Raw genomic sequence first — 26,499 nt, 5'->3', positions numbered from 1 at the left:
GATCGTCGACGTGAACACCACACGCCTCGCCTCGGTCGCGCTCACTTGCGCCTTCGCGCTCGTCGCCCACGACGCGCGCGCCGAGGGTAAGCCGTGGACTCTCGGAGAAGCGCTCTCGCGGGCGATGTCACGCGCGCCGGCGATCATGGCGGCGAAGGCTGCTCGCGCGACCGCCGACGAGAAGACCTCGCTCTCCCGCGCGGCCTACTACCCGACGCTCACCGCGCAGCTCGCGGGCAACGCGTCGACCGTGCGAGACACGCAGGCCGCGCCGCCTCCGAGCGACCAGGTCTTCGTGTACCAGAACAGCCAGCTCTCGGCGTCGGGCGGGGTGTCCTTGCGATGGACGCTCTGGGATTTCGGCCGTACGTCGAACGCCGCACGCGCCGCCGACGAGGGCCTTCGCGCCGCCGAGGCGCACGAGGCCGCTTCGATGGCCGCGACGATCGCCGACGTCACCACGACGTACCTCAACTACGTGTATCGGCGGCGCTTCGTCGATCTCACCAAAGCCACGGTCGCGAACCGCGAGCGCCTCGCCACGATCGCGAAGGCCCTCGCCAAATCGGGGCTTCAGCCGCCGATCGAGGAGCTCCGCGCGCTCCAGCGGCTCGAGTCGTCTCGGCGTGACGCGGCCGTCGCCGAGGTGTCCGCCGCCGACAGCCGCGCCGAGCTCGCGGTGCTGCTCGGGGTCGACGCGAGCACGATCGGAGAGGGCAAGGTCCCCTCGCTCGAGGTCGACGCGAACGCGGCGCGCGCCGAAGTCGACGCCGCAAAGGGCCCCCTCCCCTCCGCCGCGCGTGCGGTCGCAGACGCGAGGGCCGCCGAGGCCGAGGCCACGTCGTCCCGGTATTTTCCCACGATCGCCCTCCACGGCGACGCCACGTACAGGTTCGCGTACGTCGACCGGAACGACGCCGTGCTCACCGCACGCACGGCCCACGGCTCGCTCGTGATCTCGGTCCCGATCTTCGACATGGCCATCCCGAGCGCGACGGGGGCCGCGCGCGCCGAGGCCAAACACGCCGACGCCCTCGCCGAAAAGGCCGTCTTGGACGCGAAGCGCGAGGCCTCGGTGGCCGCGAGCGCGGTGCGCACGGTCGGCGAGCAGCTCACCCACGCGAAGAAGGCCGCGGACCTCGCCGCCTCGGTCTACGCCGTCGTGCAGGCACGCTACGTCCAAGGGCTGTCGACCCCCGTCGAGCTCTACGACGCGGAGAGCGCCGACATCGCCGCGCGCACCGAGAAGCTCCGCGCCGAGCTCACCGAGACCCTCGCCAAGGCGCGCCTCCTCGTCGCCACCGGCCGCGCCAAAATCCTCACGGAGACCGACAAATCATGACGATGGGGCTCTTTCGCCAAGAAGCCGTGCAAGCCCACGAGGGTACGAAGGAGCGCGGCGACATCCTCCGCTTCGAGCGCCGCTGGGAGACCGTGGCCGTCAAGGTCGTGGCGATCGCGGCCGTGGTCGGCTTCCTCTTCGCGAGCCTCTTCGGGGTCGACGAGTACGCGAAGGGCGCGGCCGTCGTCCGCATCGACGGTCGACGGGTCGTGACGGCGCTCGGGCAGGGCACGATCGACGCAGTGAGCGTCACCCCCGGGCAGTCGGTCCTCGCGGGTGCCGTGCTCGCCCACATGAGCGACACGGACGAGCGCGCCGAGCTCCACCGCGCCGAGTCGGAGCTCGAGCTCCTGCTCGCCAAAATGCTGCGTGACCCCAACGACGCGAGCACGAAGCAGGCCGTCGTGGCGCTGCGCGCGCGCCGCGATCAGGCAAAAAATGCGGTCGAGAGCCGCTACGTGCGCGCGACGATCGCGGGGATCGTGAGCGACGTACGCGCCCAGGTGGGCCACCACGTGGGCCCCGGCGACGTGATCGCCACGGTGACCCCGAGTGAAGGCGCGAAGGCCTCGCTCGTCATGCTCGTCTCCGCCGAGTACCTCCCCATGCTCCGCGAGGGGCAGAAGGTGCGCTTCGAGCTCGACGGCTTTCGCTACGAGTACCAAGACATGGTCGTGTCCGACGTCTCCTCGGAGGCCGTCGGCCCGCTCGAGGCTCAGCGTGTGCTCGGGCAAGAGCGCGAGGGAGCGGTCTCCCTCCAGCCGGGCGCCAAGGTGCTCGTTCGCGCGAAGCTGCCCGCCTCGTCGTTCCAATCGAACGGCCACCCCTACGGATACTTCGACGGCCTCACCGGGACCGCCGAGATCCGCGTCCGTCGCGAGCCTCTGCTCGTGACGCTCCTCCCCGCGCTCCGGGCCGTGCTCCCTTAGCCCGAGGCGGGGTGAAGCTTTCGATCACGGTCCGCGTTCGACCCGGGGTGACGTTCGGGCTCATGCCCTCAACACTCCGAAATCACGTCACTTTTTGACCGCACCGGCGTCCCCTCGGTTGGCCCTTCGGTTGCAAAAGAGGCTCTCATGTCCGCTCAAGGGCTCGAGATCGACACAAGCGACCTGCGCGAGCGTTTCCCCGTCCTCGCGAAGCTCGGGCGCGCGCTCACCCCCGCACGCATCCCGGAGGTTCGCCAGACCGCCGCGACCGACTGCGGCGCCGCGTCGCTCGCGATGGTGCTCGGCTCCTTCGGGCGCAACGTGCCGCTGCACGCGCTCCGCGACGCCATGGCGATCGGCCGCGACGGCGTCACGGCGAGGGCGATCGTCGAGACGGCCTCCGTGTACGGCCTCCGTGGTCGCGCGGTGCGCGTCGAGGTCGAGGATCTCGCCGATCTCCCCTCCGCGTCGATCCTCCACTGGGACATGTGCCACTTCCTCGTGCTCGAGGGCGTCGAGGACGGCCAGGTACGCCTCGTGGATCCGGCGTTCGGCCGGCGCAAGGTGACGCTCGACGAAGCCCGGCGCTCGTTCTCGGGCATCGCGCTGCTCTTCGAGAAAGACGACCTCTTCGTCACGTCGAAGAAGGAAGACAGCGAGACGGCGAAGCGCCTCGCCGGCCTGCTCGCCGGGGACCGCGACTGGGTGCGCATCGCGGGGCTCTCGCTCTTCCTCCAAGGCATCGCGCTGCTCCTCCCGCTCGTGAACGGGCGCCTCGTCGATCGCGTGGTCCCCCGGGACGATCGGCACCTGCTCACGGTGCTCGTCGTGGGCCTCGTCGTGGCCGTCGCCTTCCACTTCGTCGCGACCCTCACACGCGCTCAGCTCCTCTTGCACCTCCGCACGCGCTTCGACGCCAAGCTCACGCTCGGCTTCGTCGATCACATGATGCGCCTCCCGTACGCGTTCTTCGAGCGCCGCCAGGCCGCCGATCTCCAGCTCCGCATCGGGAGCGTCCAGCAGATCCGCGAGGTGGTCTCGGGGGCCGTGCTCTCCGGGGCGATCGACGGGCTCTTGGTCGTCGTGCACCTCGCGCTCTTGGCGGCCATGAGCCTCCCCATGGCCGCGACGGCGCTCGCCATCGTGGCCGTCCAGGCCCTCGTGTACGTGGTGTCACGAAAGAAGCTGCGCGAGGCCTCGTCGAGCTCGATCGCGAAGCAGACCGAGGCGCAGAACGCGCTCTCGGAGCTATTGGCCGGGATGGAGTCGCTCAAGGCGAGCGGCGCCGAGCACGCCGCGTCCCAAAAGTGGGCGTCGCTCTACGTCGACGTGCTCAACGTCGGTCTCCGCCGAGGCGGTACCTCGAGCCTCTCGGAGGCCGTGCTCGGCACGCTCGGGCTCGTCGGCCCGATGGTGCTGCTCGTGTCCGGCGTCCACGAGGTCATGGAGCACCGCATCGGCCTCGGGACCATGCTGTCGGCCGAGGCGTTCGCCGTCGGGTTCGTGCACCCGGCCATCAACCTCGTCGCTACGCTCCAGCGCCTCCAGACGGTCAAGGTGCAGCTCGAGCGCATCGAAGACGTCTTGCGCACGGCGCCCGAGCAAGATCCGAAGAAGCCCCTCCGCGCGGCGCCGAAATTCCGAGGAGATCTCACCCTCGAGAACGTGAGCTTCCGCTACGGCGACAAGTCTCCCTTGGTGGTCAAAGGTGTGTCGGTGCACGTGCGAGCGGGCGAGTGCATCGCGATCGTCGGCCGCTCCGGCTCCGGGAAGACCACGCTCGGGCGCCTCTTGCTCGGCCTCTACGAGCCCTCGGAGGGGCGTGTGCTCGTCGACGGCGAGAGGCTCGACTCGTTCGAGCTCCGGTCCCTCCGGCGGCGGCTCGGCGTGGTCGTGCAGCGCCCGCACGTGTTCGGCTCGACGATCCGGGCGAACATCGCGCTCTCGGAGCCGCAGGCCTCGCTCGAGCGGGTCGTCGCTGCCGCCGAGCTCGCGTGCATCGACGGCGACGTCCGCAAGATGCCCATGGGGTACGACACCCCGGTGGTCGCCGGTGGAGCCTCTCTCTCGGGTGGCCAGCGTCAGCGCATCGCCCTCGCGCGAGCGCTCCTCTCCGCACCGTCCGTGCTCCTCCTCGACGAGGCCACGAGCGCGCTCGATGCGATCACGGAGGCCGCGGTGCAGCGCTCCCTCGACGGTCTCCGGTGCACACGGATCCTCATCGCGCACCGGCTCAGCACGGTGGTGGGCGCGGATCGCATTTTGGTGATGCACGAGGGGGAGCTCGTCGAGGCGGGCACCCACGCCGAGCTGCTCGCTCGCGGAGGCCACTACGCGCGGCTCGTCGAGGCGCAAATGGGGAGCGCACCGAACCCGACGCGCGCGAGCACGGGACGCCCTCGGCACCGCCACGACGACGGCGAGCCCCCGACCCGACGGCACGCGCCCGCGAGGCCCAGGCCCGCCCGCACCGACGCGCACGGCGAGTGGCTCCCTGCCGTCCGAGGAGGCTTCGCCCCGTCGCTCGAGGCGCCCCCTTCGAGCCCGCTCGACGAGCTCCCCACCTACCCCGGATGGCCCGCGGGGTTCCCTCGGAGGATGCCATGACCACCCCGTACCGCACGTCGGCGGCCCCGGTCGCGCTGCCCGGCACCAAGCCCCCCGAGCCCACGGAGACGCGAGGCCACGCGAGGCTCGTCCGCCGCGCCCTGCCCGCCATCGTGGGCGCGACCCTCGTCCTCGCGGCGCCGTTCGTCGGGGCCAAGCTCGCGAGCACCGCCCCGAGCCCGACGCCCGTCACGTCGGCGAGCATGGCGCCCGCGCCGCACGAGGCCCTCTCCCCCACCGTGGTCGGCGTGCTCCTCATGCCGAGCACGGCCAACCTCGCCCCGAAGTCGGAGCTGACCGTCGTCGACGTCCCGGCGAAGCTCGGCGCTCACGTCAAGAAGGGCGACGTCCTCTTGGTGTATGATGCACGCGAACGGCGGCACGCGCTCGCCGCGGCGAAGGCGGCGCACAAAGCCCAGCTCGCCACCGCCGGTGCCCTCGGGGCCGAAGCCAGCGCCGCGGCGCACAGGCAGACGCGGCGGAACGCGACGGTCGAGGTCGACGGGCGCACGATCGCGCTCGTCTCGGGCGAAGAGGCCACCCAATCGGCCTTCGACGCGCGGGGCGCCGGCGCACGCGCGGCCGCAGCGTCGGCCATGGCGGAAGAGCACAAGGTCCGGGTGGCGCAGCTCGAGCAGGCCGTCGAGGACTGCCGCGTCGTCGCCCCGTTCGACGGCGTGGTCACGGGCCTCTACGCCGACCCCTCGACCGTGGTGCACCCGGGGGAGGTCGCCGTGCGCGTCGTCGGCGGCACGGGCTTGCGCATCCGCCTCGCCGTGCCCGAGGAGCGGCGCGCCGAGCTCACCGCGAAGGGCCGCGTGACGTTCAGCGTCGACGGCAAGGAGCTTCATGCCACCTTGGACGACATCGCCCCCGAAGTCGACGCGGCCTCGCGCACCTACGTGGCCGAAGGCACGGTCGACACGAGAGCGGCCTGCGGCGACACGTGCGTCGCCCTCGCCGGGCGCGTCGTGCACGTGGCGCTCGGGCCGCGCTGACCCACGGTCCTCAGTCGCACTTCGGCGTGCCACCGTCGCACGCTGGCGTGCCGGACGGAGGCGGGATCACGGCGCCGACCTTGGCCTCGGGCGCACGAAAGCCGAGCGCGTTGCTAATGGCGTCGCAGCGCTGGTTCGTCCCGTCCTTGGTGGGATCGAGGGGAATGTCGGGGAGGGCGCAGATGGTCTGCTTGAGCGTCTCGTAGGAAGGATCGCCCGGGCAGATCGGGAGCTTCGTGATCGGGTTGATGAACGACGTGACGCTCGCGAGCAGGCTCTCGCTCGACACGCGCCCGGAGATCTCACCGACGAGGGCGAGCTTGCCACCGCTCCGCTCCAGCGCAGCGACGAGCGTCCCCGACCGGATCTCGAGCTCGAACGAGCCGCTCTCGAGGCCTACGGCGATGGGGACCACGGGGAACGGAGCGACCAGGACGTCGCCGCGAACGTAGGCAGACGACGTCGTGTAGATCGGCAGGCAGAACACCCCCGGCGTCGAGCACGACTGCCCCACGAGGGCGTTTCCGTCCTGGAGGGACCGAGGGTGCACGGCCCACACGTCGGTGCCGTCGAACTTCGGAGCGCGTGGCCCCGCGTCGGTGAGCCGCCCCTCGAGCCCGGGAGATAGGAGCAACGAAACGTTGACCTGAGGGTCGTCGGCCGTGCCATTCCACGCCGACACCCGCAAGATCACCGAGTACACGCCGTTCCGGAGCTCGTCCTCGATGGCGGTCGGCCGGAGCCCCGGCACGCCGGGCAGGATCTGCGCGATGAAGTTCGCCCCCTGGTTGTCGCGGCCGTTCGGATCGTCGCACACCGCGCCCCCGTCGGGCCGAGCACACGCGCTCTCCTCCGGACAGGTGCACCTTCGATCGAGGTCGAGGCCAGCCGGCTTCGGCAGCGACGAGGCTTGATTTCCCGTGTCGAGGCGGAGCCTCTCCATCGCGAAGACGCGCTCGGCCGTGTCGGGGCCGTCGGCCACCGTCGGGCGCTCGGGGGCGTACGCGTGCGCGCAACCGGCGTCGACGGGAGGAGGAGGAGGGAGCGCGTCGGAGGGCTCGGTCGCTGCGTCCTTCGAGCCGCCGGTGAGCCCATCGAAGAGGCCTGGCCCACACGCGCCCACCCACCCCGCGGCGCACGCGAGCACCAAAGGAACGATGGCGGAGAGCCGCACCTTCACCACGTGAGCACCGCCAGCGGCCGCTGCGATCGTGTGGACGACGGAGAGAAGAGCACCCACGAGGCGACCGCGAGCCCCAGGGCCGAGAGCCCCACCACGAGCGCGACGTTCGTGCGCACGAGCATGCCCGAGGCGTCGGCGCGTTCGTCTTGGGAGCAGGTCGGGGCGCACGTCGCCCGAAGATCGTCGACCCTCCCGTCGAGCGCGACCTTGCTCGCCACGGCGACGACGAGGCCCGTCACTCCGATCGCCCCGAGCCCGGCCGGCACCGCGTACCCGAGGGCGCTCCGTGTCGGAGGAGGAGCCTCGGGGACGTCGCGGGCTTCGCCGACCTTCGGCTCGACCTTCTTCGGGGGCGCGAGGGTCGCCGCGATGCGACGGTTCTTCTCCCCCTCTTTCACCACGACATCGAGCTCGACGACGACGAACGGCGGCGCGGGCTCGAACCGGATTTTGTGCGGCCCGGGCTCGATCTCCTTGGCGATGCCGTCGAGGGCGTCGGTGACAGGCACGCCGTCGATCGTGACCCGGGCGACGACGTCGCGGCCTTCCCCGTCGTTGGCCGAGAGCACGACCGTGGGGATCGCCGCGCGGACCTCGTCGAGGGCCTTCCCACAATCGGCCCGAAGCACCGCGGGGCACTCGGCCGAGGCGCAGGCGAGGAACGCGTCGCGAGCCTTGCGGAGGGCATGATCCGACTGCGCGCGCTGGCCGTCGTCGAAGGCGCGCACGCACTCCTTCTTGCCGGCGAGGGCGACCTCGGGCCAAACGAAGAGCGCGAAGGTGAGCCCGATGACAGGCAGCCCACGCGGAACGACACGCCGAAAACGCATCACGTCCTTCGAGCGTAGCAGCTCGACGACGCCGGAAGGTGCGGCGCACCGGGCGCACGCTTGCCGAAAGAGCACCCGCGCAATCGCTCGTGATTTCGCTACTTTACGCGCGCCTTGATGAGCTGGAAGTACCGGTGGGCGACCCCGCTCGCCGCCGAGGCCTTCGCGACGCTCCCGCCATGACGCTCGAGCACGCGCTCGACGTAGCGCTTCTCGAACTCGTGCACGACGAGCTCCCTCGCGCGAGGGAACGGCAGATCACGGGACGTCACGTCGGTGATGAAGTCGACGTTCTTCTGCGGCTTAGGCTCGTGCTTGAACGCCGAGACGAGCTCCCCTTGGAGGTGCCTCGCGGCGACGGCCGCGGCGAGCTCGGCCACGTTGCCGGGGAACGCGTAGTGCTCGAACCGCGCGAGAAAGTCCTCGGGCAGCGGCGTCTCGTCGGGGGCGACGAGCTCGGCCCAGAAGTGCCGCGCGAGGAGGGCCACGTCTCCCTCGCGCTCGCGCAGGCGAGGGATCTCGAGCCGGCCCGGGAGGAGCGCGACGAAGAGATCCTGGTCGAACTTCGTTTGGTACGCGTCCGAGTCGAGGAGCTCGCTCGTCGCGCACATGATCCTCACGCCAGTGTCGCTTGCCCCCTCGGCCACGAGCTTCGCGAGCAGCCTCTGCCCTTCGACGGGCACGGAGCCGAGCTCGTCGACGAAGAGCGTCCCCTGGCGGGCTTGCTCGACGATGTCGCTCCCGGGCCGGAGGCTCGCGACGATCTCTTCGGGGGGGAGCGTGCTCGTCGACAGCACCACGAACGGGCCCTCGGCGCGTACGCCGGCGCGGTGGAGCTCTTCGGCCACGAGCTCCTTTCCCGTGCCTGGCTCACCCTCGAGCAGCACGGCGTGCGACGTCTTCGCGAGGCGCTCGAGGCTCGGGAAAATGCGGCGCATCGCCGTGCTCTGCCCGAGCACACGCCCGAAGCGCGTGGCGCTCCCCAGGACGAGCCGCTTCGGGACGTCGCGCTTCACCGAGATCACCGTCGCCCCCATGCGGACGGCCTCTCCACCGACGAGGTACGCCTCCTTGATCAGCACGCCGTTCACCGTGGTGCCGTTCGTGGACCCGAGGTCGATGAGCTCGAGCTGACTGCCACGAACGAACACGCTGGCGTGCCGGCGAGACACCTCGGGGTCGTCGAGGTGAAACACACAAGCGGGGCTCTTGCCCACGAGCACACGCGTAGGGTTCGCCGGATCGATCACGTGCTCGACGCCGACGTTGGGCCCCTCGACCACCGTGAGCACGAAGGGCGTCGGGCTGCCGGGAGGCGCGTCGAGCTTCGGTCGGCGCTGCGTTCGAAGATCCGGGCCTTTTCCGCTCATTTCGTCCTCGTTCGTGCGAGCGTCACAAACACTCGACCTTGTAGTGACGGTGCCCTTCGGCGTCGACCGTGTAGGGAGGGTTGCAGTCGTCGGGCTTCTTCTTCGTCGTGGGCGGGCGCGGAGGAGCGCTCTTCGCCGCGGCGTCGATCGACGGGGCCGCGGGCACGCTCGCCGCGACCGAGGGCGCGCCCGGAGGCGGCGCGGCCGACACGACGGCCGACGGCGACGCGGCGGCCTCCGGGGGTGCGGGAGAGGCATCGGCGCTCGCTCGCGGCACCTCCGCGCGGGGAACGAGCGACGAAATGAGCAGGATGGCCGCGAGGGCGACCATCGCCGCCGCCAAGAGCACCGTGACGCGGAGCGGCCTGTCGCCCGACGGGAGGGACGTCGACGGGGACGAGGACATCGCGAGCGCGGGACCACGGGCGCTCCCCGAGGGGGACGACGCCGGCAGCCCCTCGACGACCGTGGCCACATCGGCCGGACGGGCTCTCGCCGCCGACGACTTGCCGCTCTCGAGGGCGCGCACGATGCGCGAGCGCTCCTCGAGCTTCTCGCGCGCCACCTCGCGGACGAGCTCCACCACCTTGCGGCGTGAAGCGAGCGGCGCCGCGTCCTCGAGCGCCGCGGCCATGTCGTGCGCGGTGGCGAACCTGTCGCCCGGGCTCTTCTCGAGGGCGCGCATCACCACCGCGTCGAGCGCGGGCGGGATCCCCTCGGCGAACGTGCTCGGGGGGACCACGCGGCCCTCGGTGATCGCGAGCACGACGGCGGCCTCGTTCGGCTGGTCGTAGAGGCGCTTGCCCGCGAGGGCCTCCCAAAGGACCACCCCGGCCGAGTACACGTCGACGCGACGATCGAGCTCCTCACCGTAGAGCTGCTCGGGCGGCATGTAGGGGATCTTGCCCTTGATCTCCCCGTTATGTGTAGAATGCAGCCTTCCGCGCGCCTTCGCGACGCCGAAATCGATGACGCGCGAGAGGCCATCGACCCCGACGAGCACGTTCTGCGGCGACACGTCGCGGTGCACGATCGAGAGCGGCTCGCCGTCCTCGCCGCGAGCCTCGTGTGCGGCATGCAAGCCGGAGAGGAGGTCGTGCACGATGACACACGCGATGTCCCGCGGGAGCAGGCGCCCCTCGGCGCGGCACGTCTTGAGGAGCGCCGAGAGGGACTCTCCCTCGACGTATTCCATAACGATATCGAGACGATCCACATCGTCGATCACGTCGAGCGTGGGCACGACGTTCGGGTGCCGAATCCGCGCCGAGAGGCGCGCCTCGTCGACGAACATGTCGCAGAAGGCGCGGTCCTTCGCGTACTGCGGGTGCATCACCTTGACGGCCACGGTGCGAGAGAACCCGCGCGCGCCCACGAGCCGCCCCAGGTACACGGTCGCCATACCGCCGGTCGCGAGCTCGCTCACGACCTCGTAGCGGTCTTTTGCGGTACCTGGGCGCGAAGAGTCGTCCAACCGAGGCAGTATATCGAGCTAGCCTCGCGCGGAGCAAACCGGCGACCTTTCGCTTCGCCGGGACGTCCGGGCTCAGAAGCTCGGCTCGTCGCGCGTCTCGGAGAGCTCGTGCGAAAACGACCTGTGCCCGAGATCACCGGCCGCGAACTCGGCGCGCACACGCCGCAAGAAGTAGACGATCTGCGGGCTCTTCAGCCGCCCCTCGACCTCGAGCGCCTCGAAGCGGAACGACTTGCCACCGTCGCCCGTCTTCGTCTCGACGACCGCCGCGTCGCTCGAGGTGCGGGTGTCCTCGCGCGTGGGTGCACCAGCGTCGGTCGGAGCACCACCGTCGCGGACGGGCGGGCGCTTCGGGGCAGGTGCGGGGCGCGCAGGCTGGGGCCGCGCGGGCTGAGGTCGTGGGGGCTTGGCGAGCGCGGCCCCGTCGATCACCGAAGCCGTGAACGCCCCGCACAGGAGGACCGCGAAGGACATGCGGGCGAGGCGGCTCGTTCGACGATTCACGACTTCCCTCCGGGTTTCGCGGGCGCGGGAGCCGCGGGTGCGGGCGGCGGCGGCGCAGCCTTGGGGGCCTGCGCGAGGCGTTTTTCGGCCTCGGCGCGCGCAGGATGAGCCTTCGGGGCCACGTCGAGGAAGCGCTCGAAGAGCGGCTTGGCCTGGTCGGGCTTCTTCTGGAAATCGCTCAGCAAGACGCCGAGGTTGAAGAGCGCGCTCGCGTGTTTCGGGTTCTTGTCGAGCACCTTGTCGAGGAGGGACTTGGCCTCGTCGAGCTTGTTTTGAGCCTTTCCCTCGGCTTGCCCGCGGAGCGCCGCGGCGAGGCCGACCTGCGCGTCGAGGTCGTCCGGGGCCACTTGGAGGGCGGCGCGGTACTGCTCTTCCGCCTTCGCGTACGCGCCCGCGCGGAGGAGCACCGTGCCCATGTTGAGGCGCGCGGTCGTGTCGCGTGGGTCTTCTTGGGCGGCCTTTTGGAACGACGCGAACGCCGCGGCGTCGTCGCCGTCGCCGAGGTGCACGAGGCCCATCACGCGGTGGGCCGCGGCGCTCTTCGGGTTCGCGTCGATGGCTTGGCGCGCCAGCAGCTTCGCGCTCTCACGCTCTTGTTTGGCGAGGTGACAGAGCGCGAGCTCCGAGAGCGCCGAGGCGTCTCCCGACTTGCGGACGAGCACCTCGCGGGCCTCTTTGATGGCCTTCTCGTACTGCCCCGAGTCACGGAGCGCCGTGGCGAGGAGCGAGCGCGCCTCGGTGGCCTGCGGGTTTTGCGCGACGAACGACTCGAGCCCCTCGGCCGCCTCTTTCGTGAGCCCACGACGGCGACGCACCTCGGCGAGCGCGACGGCCACGTCTTCTTGATCGGGCGCGAGCGAGCTCGCCGTCTTGAGCGCGCCCTCGGCCCCCGAGAGATCGGAGTCCATCGCGAGCACGAGCCCGAGGTCGAAGTGGGCCTCCCAAAGGTTCGGGTCGATCGCCACCGCCTCGCGGAGCAGCGCGATGCCCTGCGCACGACCACGCGGCTCCTTCGCGAACGTGATGCCTTGCACCATCTTGCCCACGGCGGCGGGGTTCGCCGGAGGGAGCGCCTTCGGACCGGAGGCCGGACCGTTGACCGCTTTGCCCCCACAGGCGACGAGCGCCGCCATGGAGAGGGCTACACAAAATCGTTTAGTATCCATCACTTGGCCCCTTTCGCCGGGACCGGGGCAGGCGCGGGGGCAGGCGCAGGCGCCGGGGAGGCCGCGGCCGGAGGCTTCGCGGGCGCGCCACCGCGTCGCGGGGCATCGATGAACGCGGGCAACGCTGCGGGCCCCTTGGAGCGCACGTCGAAGCCCGTCTCCACGAACGGCGGGTAGAGCTCCGCGTTGAGGCGCCCGAGGGCCTCGCGCATCTTGGCGGTCCACTGGTTGTAGATGCCGAGCTCGATCGCCTTCTTCCAGCCGTTCTCGTAGGCGTCGAGGCTGCGCTCCTCGATGGGCACGACGAACTCGTCGATCTGCGTCTGGTAGGCCTCTTTGTCGGCGTCGGAGAGGTTCGACGGAGGAGGAGCGTCGCGGAGCGCCTTGGCGAACGACTCGTACGTGCGACCGATCTGGTAGAGCGCCGCCGTGGTCCACTCGGCCACGCCGAGGGAGACCGTGTCGAGGAACACGGTGGACGCGGCCTTCAAGAGCTCGGCCTTCTGCTTGAGGCGCGCCGAGAGCTGCTTCACGTCCCCCTGGATCTGGATCTGATCGAACCTGCGGAGGATCTTCTCGCCCTCCATGTAACGCGCCTTGGCCGCGTAAAACTTGCCGTCGGCGCCGAGCTCGCGCCCGCGCTGTCGGCCGAGCGAGACGGCCTCTTTCAGCGAGAGATCGGAGCCCTTCTCGTCGTCGGTCTTTTGCTGCGCCATGGCGAGCAGCACGAGGCCTTGCACGCGGTGGTCGAGGTTCTTCGTGCGACCTACGTACCGGCGGTAGAGATCGACGGCCTCTTTGTTACGGCCGGCGTTCTGGTGCGCGCGGCCCATCTCGAAGACGACCTCGTCGGCCTCGGCGCTCGAGCCCCACACGGCGAGGTATTTGTTGCCCGCGGCGATGGCCTTGTCGTGCTCGCCCGTCGCCACGCGCAGGACGACCGCGTTGTATCCTGCATCTTTCGTGTGCTCGAACTTCTGGTAGTTCGGGTGGTCCTTGTCGGCGTTCTGGGCGATGGCCTCGTGGAGGTCGGCCGCGTCGCCGAAGAGGCCCATGGCCTGGAGCGTGGACGCCGCGATCCACGCGCCCTGAGGGGCCTCGGGGCGGGTCGCGTACTCGCGGCTCGTGACGAGCTTCGCCGCCTCTTTGAGCGTGGTCACGTCTCCGGCCTTCTGCGCCGAGAGCTCGGCGTTCACGCAGGCCTGCGCCGCGCGAGGGTCCTTCGGGAACTCACGCGCCGCGCGGAGGTACGCCTGCGCCGCGCCCGCGTGATCGTTCGCGGCCGACTTCTGCTCGCCCTGCTTGAAGACGGCCTGCACGATGAGCGTGTCGAGGCGGGCCTGCTGCGCGGCCGACGCGAAGCTCGGGGTCGCCTTGAGGCGCCGCGCCCACACCTCGATGTTCTCGTAGTTCTTGGACTTGTTGAACGAGTCCAAGATGAGCTCGCCGGCGCCTTGCGAGAACTGGCTATTCGGAAATTTCTCGACGAGCGAGCCCAGGATCTTCACCGCCGGATCGTAGACGCCGTAGTCGTAATAGAGCCGGCCCTGTCGGAAGAGGAGCTCGGGCAGCGCCGGATCTTGCGGGTAGAGCTGCGCGTAGAGCTCGAGAGCCTCGGCGAACTTTTTGTCGGCCTCGGTCTCTTGGTAGGCGCCCTGGGGCTTGCCCTTGCGCGCCTCGAGCTCGGTCACGCGCACACGCTCGAGCGCGGCGATCGCGTTGTAGAGGGCGTCGTGGCGGAGCGTCTTCTGAGGCTCGACGTTCGCCTCGCTCTGGGGGATGCCCCTCGCGGCGGCCATGTAGTGCGTGGCCGCCTCGGTGTTCTTCCCGAGCCTGTGGAACTGGATCTCGCCGACGTAGAACTCGATCTGATAGGCGTTCTTTTCCTGAGCGAATTTCGAGAGATACACTTCGTAGAGGCCGGCGGCCCCTTCGAGCTCGGTGCGGCTCTTGTCCTTCTGGCCCTTCGCGTGGAGCTGGAGCGCGTGCTCACGAAGGTGGGTCTCGATCTGCTTCTGCGTGTCGGCCACGTTCTGCGGATCGCCCTGCGCCTTCGACCACGAGCTGCCCGTGGTGTAGCCGGCGAGCGCGCGCGCGTACGTGTTCCGGAGCTTGGGCCAGTCTTCGAGGGTGGCCTGACCGTCGGCGATCTGCAGCACCCAGCGGCCCGCGTCGGGGCTCGTGGGCTCGAGCTTCAGGAGCAGCTCGTAGGCCTCGATGCCTCGTTCGTAGTGCGCTTGATCGTAGAACTGGGTCGCGAGCGCGCGCACCACCTTGCCCGCGAACCTGTCGCCGCCGATCTTGGTGAGGAACCCGTACACGTCGGACGCGGTGTTCTTCTCGTCCTCGGTGAAGACCTCGACGAGGTACTTCAAGGCCTCGGCCTGGAGCTCGTCGAGCTGCTTCTTCTTGCTCTCGCCTTGGACCTTGTTCGAGTCGGTCACCTCGAACACGCCGACGAAGCGCTTCGCGGCCTCTTCGGAGCGGCCGAGGCGCCAGAGGCACCAGGCGCTCTTGAAGAGCGCGAGCCCGTAGAGCTCGCTGTCCTTGAATTTGAGCACCTCTTCGTACTCGGCGAGCGCGCCCACGTAGTCGCTCTTCTGCGAGAAGAGGAGCTCCGCGCGCGACATGTGGGCGTCGGGCACGAAGCGCGAGCGAGGGTGATCCCGCAGGATGCGATCGAAGCGCGCTTGGGCCTCGTCGAGCTTGCCCTGCTCGGTGGCGAGGAACCCGTCGACGTAGAGGGCGAGGTCGTACTGCGAGAACCACGGGTAGTCGCGGAGCACACGCGCGAAGAGGGCGCGGGCCGGGCCGTAGTTGGGATCGGGCGCGGGCCCTCGTGTGGCCTCGGGAAGCTTCTCCCACGCGCGGAAGCGATCGACCACGGCCTCGCGCTCGGTCTCCCAGGTGAGCTCGCCGAGCCGCATGAGGGCCTCGGGCATCTCACGCGCCTCTTTCGGGGTCTCGTCGACGAAGGTGGTCAAAAGGCCGATGGCCTCTTTGCGGAGCTCACGAATAGCCTGGAGATCACGCTCGACGCGCGCATCGAGCTGCGCGCGGAGCTTCTTGCGGACCTCTTCGGGCAGGCGCGGTCCGCGCATCTCGGGCCGTTTTACGCCCTCGCGTCCAGCCACACGCCCCACCGGCCGAGCCGAGGGACCGGCCGACACGGTGCGCTCGTCGGCGGCCTTCACGCTCGTGGTCGGCGCGGCCGTGGTCGGCGTCGTGACGAGCGTGCCGGCCCCTTGAGCGGTCGCGGGCGGCGGCGTCACGGGAGGCTTTTTGTCGGGTGCGGCGCTCGCCGAGCTCGCGATCACGAGCACCGAGACGGCCGAGAGGAGATGGAGCGTTCGCATCAGCGGAGCCCCTCGCCGCCCACGTACTCGTCGGGCCAGTCGTCGCCCTCGAAGGGCCAGTACTCTTCCGAGTCTTTCAGGTAGCGGGCGGCGTCGAGCGAGTCGACCGCGTCGCGGGGGAGGAAGCCGTCGGCGATGGCCTCGATCTCGACCTCGAGCGCCCGCTTCTTGCCGAGGACCGACTCGATGCGCCCGAGCCGCGCGCGCCGGAGCAAGCGCGAGAGCCTGAGATCGAGCCTGCGGAGCGCGTCTTTTGCGAGGGCTTGCTCGGTGCCCGAGAGCTCGCGGCGTACGTTCTCGACGTCCGCGGAGAGGGAGGTGGCGCGCTGTTCGTCGTGCTTCCAGAGGCCACCGAGGTCCGTGGGAGACTCGGCGCCTTCCGCCGCGCGCGCTTGGGCCCCCGCGACCTTGAGCTTGCCCTCGAGCGACGCGAGCTCTTTGCGGAGCTCCGCCACGGTCGCGTCGTTCTTGGTGGCGGCGAGATCGTCGAGGTCGCGGCGCACGCCGTCGAGCGACGCGCGGGCCTCGCTGTCACGCTCGGCGAGATCGGGTTTGTCGTCGGTCGCGGGGCGCACTCCGCCGTTCGTGGCGAGGCTCGCCTGCATGTCGCCCAAGGTGCGCTTCGCGAGCCGAAGCCCCGAGACCTCGCGCTCCAAGATCGCGGATTTTTTGGCGATTTGAGCGTAGGTCGGGTCGATGCGGACGAGGGCCGCCACGGTGCGGAGCGCGTCGGGCGAGATCGCGAGGGACGTGGCCTCGACCGCGCCGGCGTCGGCTTTGTTCGACGCGGCGGCGAGCAGCGCGGACACCCCACGATCCGACCCTCCGAGCGTGCGCGCGGCGTTTCGAATGGGCTCGTACCGCGTGAGGAAGGCGCGGAGCTTCTTGTCGCTCTCGGCGAAGCGGCACAGCGCGAGGTCGATGTACGCGTCGAGGATGCCGGCCTCGTCCTCGTAGCGGTGGTGTTTGTCGAGCTTCTTGAGCTCGTCGAGCAGCTCGCGCGCGCCTTGGTAGTCCTTCTTCTCGTAGCGCGTGGTCGCCGCCTCGTAGAGCGCCTCGGAGAGGCGGTCCGAGTCCCGAGGGACGAGGTAGTAGTAGTAGCGCGCGTCGTCGTGGCGGAACTGATCGTGCGCGACGCGCCCGAGCGCCAACCGGGCGAGATCGCGCACGGCGAAGAACTTCTCGTCGGCGAGCACGGGGGCCGTCTTGTCTTGGCGCTTCGGGTCGGCCACCTTGCAGAACAGGTTCTCTCCCTCTTTGGCGCGGCCGTGCTCCACGTGGATGAGGCCCGACAGGTACGTCGCCTGCGACCAGAAGCGGGAGGTCTCGGGCACCTTGGCGTAGAACCCGAGCGCCCCGTCGGGGTCGTTCGCGGCCTCGCGCGCGCGGCCTCGGAGGTAGGCGATCTCGGCCTTGGTCTCTTCGGGGGCCGACTCGGGCACGTCCTTCAGGTCGGCCTCGGCGTCCGCGAAGGCGCGGGTCTCGAGGCCGATCTCGACGAGCTTCTTCACCGCGCGGCGCGCGTACGCCCCGCGAGACTCCCACGCCCCCTTCGTGGTGAGGACTCGGCGAAGGTAGCCTCGCGCAGGCTGCCGAATGCCCGCCGCCGCGTACGCTTCGCCGAGCGCGAGCACCGCGGCGCGGCCCTCGTCGGTCTCGGCTTGAACGGCGAAATCACGGCTCTCCACGATCTCGGTGAGGCGCGAGATGGCCTCGTCGGTGCGGTTCGCGCGCACGAGGGCCTCGGCGTCGGCGACACGCTCACGAAACTCTTCGACCGTGGGCGCGCGCTGGGGCCCGAGCCTGCGGGCGGCCATCGCCGCTTGGTAGGCGCGCATCCCCTCGCCTCGTGTGAGATCGCCCTCGGGCTTCGGAGGGGCGGGCGACGGCGGAGGCGGCGCGGCGGGTGTCGTCGTGGCGGGCGCGCCCGAAGGAGCCGACGCGGGCGGCGCGGCCGGAGACTGCGCGAACGCCTCGGCCCACGGGAGGAGCACGGCCACGAGCGGCACGAGCACGCCGAGACCACGACGCCGCGAGCCCCGCGTCACGGGGCCTTCCCCACGGGGCTCGCCTTGGCGCGGAGGCGCACGCGGAGGTCGTAGCGTCCCGACTTGTCACCCGGGAAATCGGCGCCCATGGTCGAGTCGTCCGAGACGCGGAGCTCCACCTTGAGCACCTGATCCTTCGGGACGTCGACGATGAACCGCGAGCGCTGCGCCGAGCGGAACGACTCGTCTTTGGCATCTTTTCGCTCGGCCTCGACCGTCACGGCGTGACGCCCCGGCGAGACGGCGTGGTCGTACACGGCCTTCGCGTCGTCCGCGCGGAAGCCTTGGGGCGCGGTGAACACGACGCCGTCGTCGAGGGACACCGTGAGGCGCGCGATGCGCGAGTCGCTCCCCTCGGACTGGACCGAGATCGCGATGCGTGAAAGATACAAGTTTTGGCTCGCGGCCGCGACACGTGCGCGGAGAGCCGCGATGTCCGCGAGGATGCGGTCGTAGTCGAGCGGTGCGCCCCCATCGACGGCGCCGGGGTACTCGTTCGGCTGGGGGGTGAGGGGCGACGGCTTGATGCCCCCCTCCCACGTTTCCGGCTTGGCCACGGGGAGGTCGCCGCCGTCGTCGCTCGGGCCCGCGTCGCTCTCGGCCGTGGGCGTGGGCGCCTCGCCGTCCTTCGCGGGTTTGGCCGTCGCGCTGGCGGCGGGCTTCGGTTTGGCCGCGCCACCGCCACGTTTCGGCTGGGCGAACGCGAAGGGGAGCGCGAACGTGAAGGCCGCGAGCCCGGTCGCGAAGAGGAGCCGCCTGGGAGTCAGCACGCGACGAGCTTATCGGTCGCGTGCCGCGACGAACACCCGGAAAATCACGCGTACGGAGATGTAGGGAACCTACTTCACCTGAAACTTGTAGGTGCCGTAGCGGGGCATGGTGCTGCCGGCGTCTTCCCAGCCGTATTTGTAGCGCCCGACGTGCCAGAGCCGCACCGACGTGTCGGCGAAGAGCCCGAACCCCGAGAGGCGCGCGCGCTCGAAGAACGCGTAGTCCTCGGTGAGGTACCAGGGCTCGCCGTCTTCTTCTTCGAGGAGCGTGGGCAAGAAGTAGGGCACGACCGGGCGCTTGAAGCGGCGGTTGCAGAGAGGGAGCTGGCACACCTCGCGGATGGCCTCGTACACCTCGCGGCGCGAGTGCACGAAGCCCATGCCGGCGTACCTCACGGGCAGGAGCCCACCGGGCTTGCCGAACACGATCTCCTCGGTGCCCGGGTGCACGAAACACGCGAGCTCACGAGCGCCCTTTTTAGAGTAAATTCCGCACGTTAGCGGCCTGTCGTACGAGCGCAGCTTGTCGACGTCGGCCGGGTCGAAGGCGATGTCGGAGTCGATCCAGAAGAGCTCCTCGAAGCCGTCCTCGAGGGCGTCGCTCGCCATCTGGCTGCGCTGGAGATCGATGCCCGCGCCCGAAGGCACGCGGCGCACGATGTAGCCCTCGTCCTCGAGGCGCCCGAGGCTCCGCTCGCATTCGATCTCGATGTGCCCGGTGTACGGCACGAGCACGACGCATGACGAGCGGTCCACGAGTGTCCAAGCTCCGAGGTGAGGGGATGGCCTCCCCCCGACGAGGCCTCCGAAACCCGCCGACCATAGCCGCGAAGCCCCCGGGGGACAACCTCGGCCGGTTTTTCGCGCGAATCAGCCGCCGAACGGGGCGAAGATGCTCATCCCGAAGGTGAGCACGAGGTCGTTCACGAGGTGGTCCTCGCCGATGAGCGTCTCGCGGAGCACGCGGTCGCGGGCGTCCATGCGGAGCGCGAACCACTTGCCGAAGTACCACTTGGTGCCGAGGCCGAAGCTGCCCGTGACACCTTGCGCGGTGGAGTCGTCGGTGATGCCGGCGCCGAGGGCCGCGTTGAAATCGAAGCGCGAGATGCCGCCGCCGAGCCACCGGAGCTTGCCGTACGCGAACGACCACACGAGGTGACCGAAGTAGAGCCGGCCCGGGCGATCGGTGCTCTCTTCGACCTGCACCTGCGGGTAGCGGCGCTCGTACGTGTCGGTCACCGCGGTGCGGAACCGGCTGAACGCGACGCTCGCCTCGAGGCCGAGATCTTCGGAGAAGTGGAAGGTGTAGGCGCCGCCGAGCGTCCAGCTCGAGGAGTACAGGTCGGCCGCGTAGAGGCCGCCCATGACCGAGAACTCGTGGCGAAAGGCCTTCTGGAAGAGGCGATCCTGCACGCCGCGGTAGTGCCGGCCACCGACGAGGTCTTGTTTGAGCTCCTCGTCGACACACTGGGCCGAGGCCCGGGACTCGCTCGCCAGGATGGCCCCGAGCGCCACGACCGACGCCGCCGCGAAGCGCTCGGTGCGCCCGAGCCGCCCGAGAGGACGCGTCTGGAGGAGGGGGTGGAGACGAGGCAAGGCGAAACCTCGGTCAGTGAACCTTGTTCGGCGACCTCGTGTCAACGCTCGTCACGCCACGAGCGGTGGTACCTTGGGGCTCACGGGCGGAAATCCGCGGCGTCGCGGCCTGCGCGCGGCCGAGGGCGATCCCCTCTTTTTCAACGGGTATTCCACCCACGAGACGAGGCGAGACGATGCCCCCTGCCCCTTCGACGACCGACACGGACGAGCTGCTCCAAGCGCTCTTCGGGAGACCTTCGCCGCGCGCCGGTCTCGGCGATCCGGCGTCGACCGTGGAGCGCGCGATCCTCGGAGGGTACGCCGCGCGAGACGTGGGCGAGGCGTTTCGCGCGGGATATCTCGCGGCGATCGCGCGGCTCGGGGGGAGCGCGCGGCCCGGGTGCCTCGCGGCGAGCGAAGAGGGCGGCGCGCACCCGAAGAACATTCGCACGAGGCTCACGCCGTCCGGCGAGGGGTACGTGCTCGACGGGGCGAAGACCTGGGTCACCTTGGCCACCGAGGTCGAGGAGCTCTTGGTCGTCGCGACCGTGGGAGAGCACGAGGGGAAGACCCTGCTCCGCGTCGCGCGTGTGCCCACGGGCCGCGAAGGCGTCACGCTCACGCCAAGGCCCCCGACCCCGTTCGCTCCCGAGATCGTGCACGCGACGGCCACCTTCACGGGTGTCCGCGTCGGCGAAGACGAGCTCTTTCCCGGCGACGGCTACGCCGAATATGTCAAACCTTTCCGAACGATAGAGGACATCCACGTGGGCGCGGCGGTGCTCGCGTTCCTCGTCGCGACGGCCCGGCGCCACGCGTTTCCGAGCGCCGTGCTCGTCGACCTCCTGCCGCTGCTCCTCGCCGCGCGCGCGCTCGCCTCGTGCGACCCGAAAGCGCCGGAGACGCACGTCGCGCTCGCCGGTGTGTTCGCGGGGCTCTCGCGCCTCTTGGGGGCGGACACCATGACCGCGGCGATCGAGACCATGCCCGAGGACGAACGCGGAAGGCTACGCCGCGACCTGCCCTTGCTCCTCGTGGCCGAGCGGGCGCGGGCGCTGAGGCTCACCGCGGCGCTCGAGGCCATCGCGAGGCGCACGAGCCCCACACCTTGAGCCTTGGGCGCCTCGGCGTCGCGAGCTACTCGCGCTCCTCCCACGGGCCGAACACCTCGACCTCGACGCCGGGCGAATAGTGCACCGACGCGGGACGCCCCTCGGGAGCGGGGAGCCCGGCCGCGCGCACGAGGCCATCGTCGACGGAGAGGAGCTCGGCCTCGAACGCCGGGTACGGGACGTGGTGCACGTGCCCCTTCGACACGACGCCGTCGCGCACCGTGAAGAGCAGGTAACGCTCGAGGAGGAAGTGCTCGAGTGTTCCTGGCTTCGACGCGCCGAGCTCCTTGCCCACGCGGTACTCGAAGGACGAGCGCACGTTCGTGTTTCGGCGCGCCGTCTCGTAGCGCACGACGCCCTCGTGCTCGTGCAGGCTCATGTCGGCGTGGAAGTACGGGAGCCCCCACCCGAAGCGCGCGGCCTCGACGGCCAAGAGCGAGCTTGCCTCGAGCGAGAAGAAGAACACGCCCGGCTCGCCCTTGCGGGACACGTACGTGCGAAGGTTCGTCTCGAGGAAATCGATCCCGAAGGGGACGAAATTGGGCCGAATGTCCTTCATTTCGAAGGGCACGATGCCCACCCACATGAGACCGTCCTCCCACGGATCGAGCTCGAGCTCCTTCGGGACGAGCGGGCGCACGAGCGACACCGGGAAGGTGTAGTGAACGAAGAGGAGCTTCTCCCAGGTCTGGCTGCCCGAGGGGCGGGCCGAGGGCCTTCGGGTCGGCGCGATGCGGTCCATGCCCCTACGATACGCAGAAGACGTGCGCGAGGATCAGGGAACGACGACGACCTCGAAAGGGTCCCAAATGGTGAGCGTACCTTCACCGTCGTCCTCGATCACGAAGGGCCGCTGATCTCCGCAGAGACCACGCGGGCTCCGGAGCTTGCCCGTGGTGAGCTCGAACACGTAGCCGTGCACGGGGCAGACGACGCACTTGCCGTCTTTCGTGCGGGGGCCGGGGGCGAGGCTCGCGCCGGCGTGGTTGCAGGCATCCTCGATCGCGAAGGGCACGCCGTCGACGAGCGCGACGAGCACGTCGTACGGAGGGTAAGGGACACGCACGTGGGCGCCGGACGCGAGGCTCGCTTTCGGAAGTGTGGCGACGAGCTTCACGGCGTCAGTTCGCGCGGCTCGCGTCCGGATCCGGGCGCGTGAGCGCCGCCGCCTGCACCATGAGCTCCTCCACGACGCGGCGCACGCGCGAGGCCGGTCGGAGGTCTTCGAGGACCCGCTGACGGACGTCCGCGTCGACGAGGAGCTGGAACGCACACATGTCGGCGAGTGTGGCCGAATCGGGGTCGTCGGGGACGCGCAGCGAGAACGATGGATCGTGCCTCCGCACCGCACGCGCGAAGGACGTAGCTGCGCTCACGAGGGCGGCGTGCTCCGACGCCGGGACCTCGCCCGCCGTGTCTTCGAGCACACGCGCCCGCGCGCGACGGTAGGGAGGCTCGAACGGGAGCTCGTCGAGCGAGAGGCGCGCGATGCCCTCGACGAGGATGTTGGAGCGCCCGTCGGGGAGCGTTTGATGCTCGAGGATCACCCCTCCGCCGGCCACGCCGGCGATCCGCGGGAGGCCTCGTTCGTCCTCGCCGGGGAGGAGGCGCACGATCGCGAGCGACCTGTGCGTCTCGAGCACGTCGGCGAGCATGGCCCGGTACCGCGGCTCGAACACATGGAGCGGTATCCGCACCCCCGGGAAGAGCACGACGTCCGGGAGCGGAAACAGCGGGAGCGCGTCGAGCGCGCCATCGAAGGGAGGAGGCGACGAAGACACCGATCGAAGAGACTACACCGAAGTCGCCGGTCAGGGCGCTCCGGGTTGCGGGACGAAAGGTGAGCGTTTGTGCGCCTCGGCGATCGCGGCTTTCCAGTCGGCCGCGGCGCGAGGGGCAGCCCCGGGCGCGAGGCCCGCGACCTTGACCAAGCTCGACACCTGTTGCGGCGTAAGCTCGGAGATCACGGCCTCGACCACGGTGCCCTGCGGCATGCGGCAGACGATGCACGACGTATCGACCACGACCTTGTCGTCCGTGGCGCACGCGCTCGGCATCTCCGGAGAAGCTCCAATCTTGCCGTCGGACGTGGACACCGGCTTGCACGGGAGGTCGGCCGAAGGGTTGAAGCCGTGGGTACGGTACGCCCGCACGGAGACGCGCCCCCGTGCTCCGCAGAGAGCGGCCTCGGCCCCACACGCGCTCCCGAGGGCCGGGGCCGCCGACGCGTTCGGCGCGATAGGGATCGGCGCGGGAGGTGGCAACGGCGCGTCGTCGCGCACGGGAGCTTGGGGCGCGTGCGGCGGAGGCTCTTGGACCTCGAGCTTCGACGGGCCGCGCGGAGGAGGAGGCACGAGCGTCTCGGCGACGACGCCTTCGGGCTTGCTGCACGCGACGATGCACGAGACCACGAGCACGAACGGACCTGCGAGTTTGCTCCCCATGAGCGAGCACGGTAGCGCACGGCGCAGCGACCACAAGCACGCCGCGAGGCCGACACACGAGCTCCCGTTCAGCCGAAGACCTCGATGGCGCTCCCGTTCATGGCCGCGGGCGCGTCGAGGCCGGCATACACGATCGTGGACGCGACGTCGGATGCGCTCATGCGTGGCTCGAAGCCGCTGCCCTTCAGCATCGCCGTGTCGACCGAGCCGGGGAGCACGGCGAGCGCCGCGAGCGGAGAGCCACGGAGCTCCTCGGCGAGCGACTTGGTGAACCCCACGACACCCCACTTGGCAGCGCAGTAGGCCGAGAGCTTGGGTGTGCCGAGGGTCGAGGAGATGCTCGCGACGGCCACGAAGCGTCCTCGTTCGCGGGCTCGGAGCGCGGGCAAAAACGCGCGGGTCACGTAGAAGGTGCCGTCGAGGTTCGCCCCGAGCACCTCTGCCCAGTCGGCGTCCGTGGTGTGCTCGATGGACGCGCGCACGACGCACCCCGCGTTGTTCACGACGACCTCCGGGGTCCCCAGATCCGCGAGCACACGATCGTGCATGGCGGCGACCTCGGCGCTCTTGGCGACGTCGCACGGGACGACCAGCGTGCGCACGCCCGGAGCCGCGGCCATGACCTCGCCCGCTGTCTCGAAGAGGGTGGCCTCGGTGCGCCCGACGAGGACCACGTCGAGCCCTCGCGCGGCGAACGCGAGCGCCGTCGCCCTCCCGATGCCGCTGCCCGCGCCCGTGACGAGGGCGATCGCGTGTTTCTTGCTCACTCACTCCTCCCTACACCGAGCACCTGGTGCGCCATCAAGCGCCCCGACACGTCCCCTTCGGCGAAACCGCGGAGGGCGAGCGTCTCGACGCGGGATCCGTGCGCGCGCTCGCCGCGAGACACCATGCAGCCGTGGGTCAGCACGAGCCGGCAACCGACCCAACGAGGGCGGAGCTCGGCGTCGATGGCTTCGACGATCTCCTCGCCGAGCCCCTCTTGGAGGACGAGCCTCCGCGCGTAGGCCTCGACCACGGACACGACCGTGCCGATGCCGACGATGCGGCCCGCAGGAGCGAAGGCGATCGTGGCCTTGCCGGTGGCCGCCATGAGGTGGTGCGGGCAGGTCGTGCTGACGAAGACGTCGCGGACGCACACGAGCTCGGCGTCACCGGTGATGACTGCCTCGCGGAGGAGGAGCCGCGCGTCGATCGTATACCCGCGGCACAGCTCGTCGACGAAGGCATCCGTCACGCGGCGCCCCGTGTCGACGAGCTCTTCGTCGGCGTCGGGGTCGCGCCCGATGGCGCGGAGGAAGGCCTCGAGGTGTGCGGCAGCGGCGTCGCGATCGACTCCCATGACGGGGCATGTTCGCACGGTTTCTCGCGGCTCGTTCATGCCTTCTCGCAGGTCACGCGCCGAGGGCCACGTCGAGCAGCTCGCGCACCTTGTCGCTCGCGCTCCCCATGAGCGGCCTCCCGTGGCCGGCGAGCAGGTTGTCGTAGGCGTGGCCTGCGTCGTGGAACGCCTTGAGCGAAGCGTACGAGCGGGCGAGGTCGACCGCGTACGCCGGGTGCGCGAGGGTGAGCCCGGCGCGGAGGGTGAGCGGCGGGAGCGCCGTGAGCACGGTGTCGCCCGTGAGGAGGGTGCGCGTCGCTTCGTGACGGTAGAGCACCGAGCCCTCCGTGTGACCGGGTACGGCGTGCACCTCGAGCCCGGCGACCGACTCGCCCTCGTCGAGCCACCCGTCGACGCGCGTGCGCGCGGGAAAACGCGCCTCGACCGCCAAAAAAGCGCGCTCGAGGAGGCTGCTCCCGGGTGGATCGACGAGCGGAGGAGGACCCTTTCCCTCGAGGGTCCGTGCGTCTTCTCGGTGGGCGTAGACCTTGAGGCCGAACCGCTCCCGCAGGTAACGGGCGTTGCCGGCGTGGTCCGAGTGGTGATGCGTGAGGAGCACCCCCGAAAGCTCGCTCGGCCGCAGCCCCGACGCTCGGAGCTCGGCCAAGAGCAGCCACCGCTCGAGCGGGTGCCCGCAGTCGACGAGCCAGCGAGAGCCCGGCCCTCCGTCGACGAGGTACACGTTCGACACGGTCAACGACGAGAACCGACGAAACGGCGCGATCGCGGTGCGCATCAGCGCCGCCCACGAGGCGCGTGCCCACCGAGGCGCACGACCACGTGCGGGTGCGCGACCCACGGCCGCGAGACCCAGCCTACCGGACGGTAAGGCCGCACGACCCAGCCTCCGTACGAGTAGTACCCCGGCCCCCAAGGGGAGACGTACCAGGTCCACCCGAAGCGCGGGGTGTAGAGATAGGTGTAGGGTACACCATCGTAGTCGGTGGAGCCTGCGCCCGCGGGCACCCAGAGCCAGCCGTAGTCGCGGGTGTAGACCCACTGGCCACCTTGGCTCGGGCGCACCCACGTCGGCTCGGGAGGCGGCGCCTCGGCGTACTTCGGCCCTTGTTTCGGCAGCGGAGGCAGAGGCCCCTCGCCGGGAGCTCGTGGAGACGCGGGCGGTGGGGGAGGCGCGCTCGACGACGGCTCGGGGGGCTCCGTTTGCCCCGTCGACGCCTCCCACGTCGACCACTCTTCGGCGGGCGTCCGGTAGACGGCTGGCACGGGCGGCGGGGGGAGCGGCGGTGGGGCCTCGTAGACGGGGCCACATCCGACCGCCGAGCCGAGCACCATCCCCACGACCACCCTCGCGCCGACGTTCATGCTCGATCGGATAGCACGCGGCGCGCCGCGACGAGCTCGTCCACGGCTCTCGACCGAGGACCTCCGCGCGAACGCAAAACGTTC

24 protein-coding genes are annotated in these 26,499 nt (G+C 70.3%); 5 read left to right on the top strand and 19 right to left on the bottom strand.

What is annotated here, in order from left to right:
- Positions 1 to 10: 10 nt before the first annotated feature.
- The 4 genes from IPK71_10995 to IPK71_10980 all read left to right on the top strand — a co-directional run bounded on the left by IPK71_10995 (position 11) and on the right by IPK71_10980 (position 5,876).
- Entirely contained in the window at positions 11 to 1,342 is a 1,332-nt protein-coding gene (locus IPK71_10995) for a TolC family protein (protein MBK8214263.1), read from the top strand.
- A complete protein-coding gene (locus tag IPK71_10990) occupies positions 1,339 to 2,271 on the top strand; it encodes an HlyD family efflux transporter periplasmic adaptor subunit (GenBank protein MBK8214262.1) in 933 nt (310 codons plus the stop codon). Before IPK71_10995 ends, IPK71_10990 begins: the two co-directional genes overlap by 4 nt.
- Positions 2,272 to 2,418: 147 nt before the next feature.
- Positions 2,419 to 4,878 carry a peptidase domain-containing ABC transporter gene (locus tag IPK71_10985; protein ID MBK8214261.1) on the top strand — a complete coding sequence of 820 codons (2,460 nt, stop codon included), beginning with the start codon at positions 2,419 to 2,421 and terminating at the stop codon, positions 4,876 to 4,878.
- Positions 4,875 to 5,876, top strand: coding sequence for an HlyD family efflux transporter periplasmic adaptor subunit (locus IPK71_10980; protein ID MBK8214260.1), 1,002 nt, complete (start codon positions 4,875 to 4,877; stop codon positions 5,874 to 5,876). The genes IPK71_10985 and IPK71_10980 overlap by 4 nt, the downstream gene beginning before the upstream one ends.
- 10 nt (positions 5,877 to 5,886) lie before the next feature.
- Here IPK71_10980 and IPK71_10975 read toward each other — a convergent pair whose 3' ends face one another.
- From IPK71_10975 to IPK71_10925, 11 genes are all read right to left on the bottom strand, one after another.
- The gene (locus IPK71_10975; GenBank protein MBK8214259.1) at positions 5,887 to 7,116 is read right to left on the bottom strand and encodes a hypothetical protein; all 1,230 of its coding nucleotides are present in this window, start codon (positions 7,114 to 7,116) and stop codon (positions 5,887 to 5,889) included.
- A complete protein-coding gene (locus tag IPK71_10970; GenBank protein MBK8214258.1) occupies positions 7,053 to 7,892 on the bottom strand; it encodes a hypothetical protein in 840 nt (279 codons plus the stop codon). The genes IPK71_10975 and IPK71_10970 overlap by 64 nt, the downstream gene beginning before the upstream one ends.
- A gap of 95 nt (positions 7,893 to 7,987) precedes the next feature.
- A complete protein-coding gene (locus tag IPK71_10965; protein MBK8214257.1) occupies positions 7,988 to 9,259 on the bottom strand; it encodes a sigma 54-interacting transcriptional regulator in 1,272 nt (423 codons plus the stop codon).
- 22 nt (positions 9,260 to 9,281) lie between these two features.
- A complete protein-coding gene (locus IPK71_10960; GenBank protein ID MBK8214256.1) occupies positions 9,282 to 10,733 on the bottom strand; it encodes a serine/threonine protein kinase in 1,452 nt (483 codons plus the stop codon).
- A 72-nt stretch (positions 10,734 to 10,805) separates the two neighbouring features.
- Positions 10,806 to 11,237, bottom strand: a complete 432-nt coding sequence (locus tag IPK71_10955) for a hypothetical protein (GenBank protein MBK8214255.1) — start codon at positions 11,235 to 11,237, stop codon at positions 10,806 to 10,808.
- Positions 11,234 to 12,403, bottom strand: coding sequence for a tetratricopeptide repeat protein (locus IPK71_10950; protein MBK8214254.1), 1,170 nt, complete (start codon positions 12,401 to 12,403; stop codon positions 11,234 to 11,236). The genes IPK71_10955 and IPK71_10950 overlap by 4 nt, the downstream gene beginning before the upstream one ends.
- Positions 12,403 to 15,759, bottom strand: a complete 3,357-nt coding sequence (locus tag IPK71_10945; GenBank protein ID MBK8214253.1) for a tetratricopeptide repeat protein — start codon at positions 15,757 to 15,759, stop codon at positions 12,403 to 12,405. Before IPK71_10945 ends, IPK71_10950 begins: the two co-directional genes overlap by 1 nt.
- Complete coding sequence (locus IPK71_10940) at positions 15,759 to 17,807, bottom strand: hypothetical protein (protein ID MBK8214252.1); 2,049 nt, start codon at positions 17,805 to 17,807, stop codon at positions 15,759 to 15,761. Before IPK71_10940 ends, IPK71_10945 begins: the two co-directional genes overlap by 1 nt.
- Complete coding sequence (locus IPK71_10935; GenBank protein MBK8214251.1) at positions 17,804 to 18,577, bottom strand: hypothetical protein; 774 nt, start codon at positions 18,575 to 18,577, stop codon at positions 17,804 to 17,806. The genes IPK71_10940 and IPK71_10935 overlap by 4 nt, the downstream gene beginning before the upstream one ends.
- Before the next feature lie 69 nt (positions 18,578 to 18,646).
- The gene (locus tag IPK71_10930; protein MBK8214250.1) at positions 18,647 to 19,333 is read right to left on the bottom strand and encodes a hypothetical protein; all 687 of its coding nucleotides are present in this window, start codon (positions 19,331 to 19,333) and stop codon (positions 18,647 to 18,649) included.
- A gap of 114 nt (positions 19,334 to 19,447) precedes the next feature.
- Positions 19,448 to 20,173, bottom strand: coding sequence for an outer membrane beta-barrel domain-containing protein (locus tag IPK71_10925; protein MBK8214249.1), 726 nt, complete (start codon positions 20,171 to 20,173; stop codon positions 19,448 to 19,450).
- 176 nt (positions 20,174 to 20,349) lie between these two features.
- Between IPK71_10925 and IPK71_10920 the strand changes: the two genes are divergently transcribed.
- Positions 20,350 to 21,267: an acyl-CoA dehydrogenase family protein gene (locus IPK71_10920; protein ID MBK8214248.1), complete on the top strand. Its 918-nt coding sequence runs from the start codon at positions 20,350 to 20,352 to the stop codon at positions 21,265 to 21,267.
- Between the two features lie 25 nt (positions 21,268 to 21,292).
- On the opposite strand, the gene IPK71_10915 is transcribed toward IPK71_10920, so the two are convergent.
- The 8 genes from IPK71_10915 to IPK71_10880 all read right to left on the bottom strand — a co-directional run bounded on the left by IPK71_10915 (position 21,293) and on the right by IPK71_10880 (position 26,415).
- Positions 21,293 to 22,009 (bottom strand): DUF2071 domain-containing protein, encoded by a 717-nt coding sequence (locus tag IPK71_10915; GenBank protein MBK8214247.1) that lies wholly within the window; start codon positions 22,007 to 22,009, stop codon positions 21,293 to 21,295.
- A 33-nt stretch (positions 22,010 to 22,042) separates the two neighbouring features.
- Complete coding sequence (locus IPK71_10910; protein ID MBK8214246.1) at positions 22,043 to 22,384, bottom strand: Rieske (2Fe-2S) protein; 342 nt, start codon at positions 22,382 to 22,384, stop codon at positions 22,043 to 22,045.
- 4 nt (positions 22,385 to 22,388) lie between these two features.
- Positions 22,389 to 23,048: an LON peptidase substrate-binding domain-containing protein gene (locus IPK71_10905; GenBank protein MBK8214245.1), complete on the bottom strand. Its 660-nt coding sequence runs from the start codon at positions 23,046 to 23,048 to the stop codon at positions 22,389 to 22,391.
- Between the two features lie 30 nt (positions 23,049 to 23,078).
- Positions 23,079 to 23,711: a hypothetical protein gene (locus tag IPK71_10900; protein MBK8214244.1), complete on the bottom strand. Its 633-nt coding sequence runs from the start codon at positions 23,709 to 23,711 to the stop codon at positions 23,079 to 23,081.
- Positions 23,712 to 23,779: 68 nt separating this feature from the next.
- Positions 23,780 to 24,460, bottom strand: a complete 681-nt coding sequence (locus IPK71_10895; protein ID MBK8214243.1) for an SDR family oxidoreductase — start codon at positions 24,458 to 24,460, stop codon at positions 23,780 to 23,782.
- Between the two features lie 14 nt (positions 24,461 to 24,474).
- Positions 24,475 to 25,053 (bottom strand): GTP cyclohydrolase I, encoded by a 579-nt coding sequence (locus tag IPK71_10890; GenBank protein MBK8214242.1) that lies wholly within the window; start codon positions 25,051 to 25,053, stop codon positions 24,475 to 24,477.
- A gap of 52 nt (positions 25,054 to 25,105) precedes the next feature.
- Positions 25,106 to 25,828 (bottom strand): MBL fold metallo-hydrolase, encoded by a 723-nt coding sequence (locus IPK71_10885; GenBank protein ID MBK8214241.1) that lies wholly within the window; start codon positions 25,826 to 25,828, stop codon positions 25,106 to 25,108.
- A complete protein-coding gene (locus tag IPK71_10880) occupies positions 25,828 to 26,415 on the bottom strand; it encodes a hypothetical protein (GenBank protein MBK8214240.1) in 588 nt (195 codons plus the stop codon). Before IPK71_10880 ends, IPK71_10885 begins: the two co-directional genes overlap by 1 nt.
- Positions 26,416 to 26,499: the final 84 nt, after the last annotated feature.

The organism is Myxococcales bacterium (assembly GCA_016712525.1).
Lineage (GTDB): Bacteria > Myxococcota_A > Polyangia > Polyangiales > Polyangiaceae > JAAFHV01.
The sequence above is the reverse complement of the archived record's forward strand: the minus strand, read 5'-3'. Positions and strand labels throughout refer to the sequence as shown.

Bases quoted from the DNA above. Each gene is read 5' to 3' on its own strand.
- IPK71_10990 (MBK8214262.1), top strand. From the start codon at position 1,339: ATGACGATGGGGCTCTTTCGCCAAGAAGCCGTGCAAGCCCACGAGGGT.
- IPK71_10985 (MBK8214261.1), top strand. From the start codon at position 2,419: ATGTCCGCTCAAGGGCTCGAGATCGACACAAGCGACCTGCGCGAGCGT.
- IPK71_10980 (MBK8214260.1), top strand. From the start codon at position 4,875: ATGACCACCCCGTACCGCACGTCGGCGGCCCCGGTCGCGCTGCCCGGC.
- IPK71_10965 (MBK8214257.1), bottom strand. From the start codon at position 9,259: ATGAGCGGAAAAGGCCCGGATCTTCGAACGCAGCGCCGACCGAAGCTC.
- IPK71_10950 (MBK8214254.1), bottom strand. From the start codon at position 12,403: ATGGATACTAAACGATTTTGTGTAGCCCTCTCCATGGCGGCGCTCGTC.
- IPK71_10945 (MBK8214253.1), bottom strand. From the start codon at position 15,759: ATGCGAACGCTCCATCTCCTCTCGGCCGTCTCGGTGCTCGTGATCGCG.
- IPK71_10920 (MBK8214248.1), top strand. From the start codon at position 20,350: ATGCCCCCTGCCCCTTCGACGACCGACACGGACGAGCTGCTCCAAGCG.
- IPK71_10915 (MBK8214247.1), bottom strand. From the start codon at position 22,009: ATGGACCGCATCGCGCCGACCCGAAGGCCCTCGGCCCGCCCCTCGGGC.
- IPK71_10900 (MBK8214244.1), bottom strand. From the start codon at position 23,711: ATGGGGAGCAAACTCGCAGGTCCGTTCGTGCTCGTGGTCTCGTGCATC.
- IPK71_10890 (MBK8214242.1), bottom strand. From the start codon at position 25,053: ATGGGAGTCGATCGCGACGCCGCTGCCGCACACCTCGAGGCCTTCCTC.
- IPK71_10885 (MBK8214241.1), bottom strand. From the start codon at position 25,828: ATGCGCACCGCGATCGCGCCGTTTCGTCGGTTCTCGTCGTTGACCGTG.
- IPK71_10880 (MBK8214240.1), bottom strand. From the start codon at position 26,415: ATGAACGTCGGCGCGAGGGTGGTCGTGGGGATGGTGCTCGGCTCGGCG.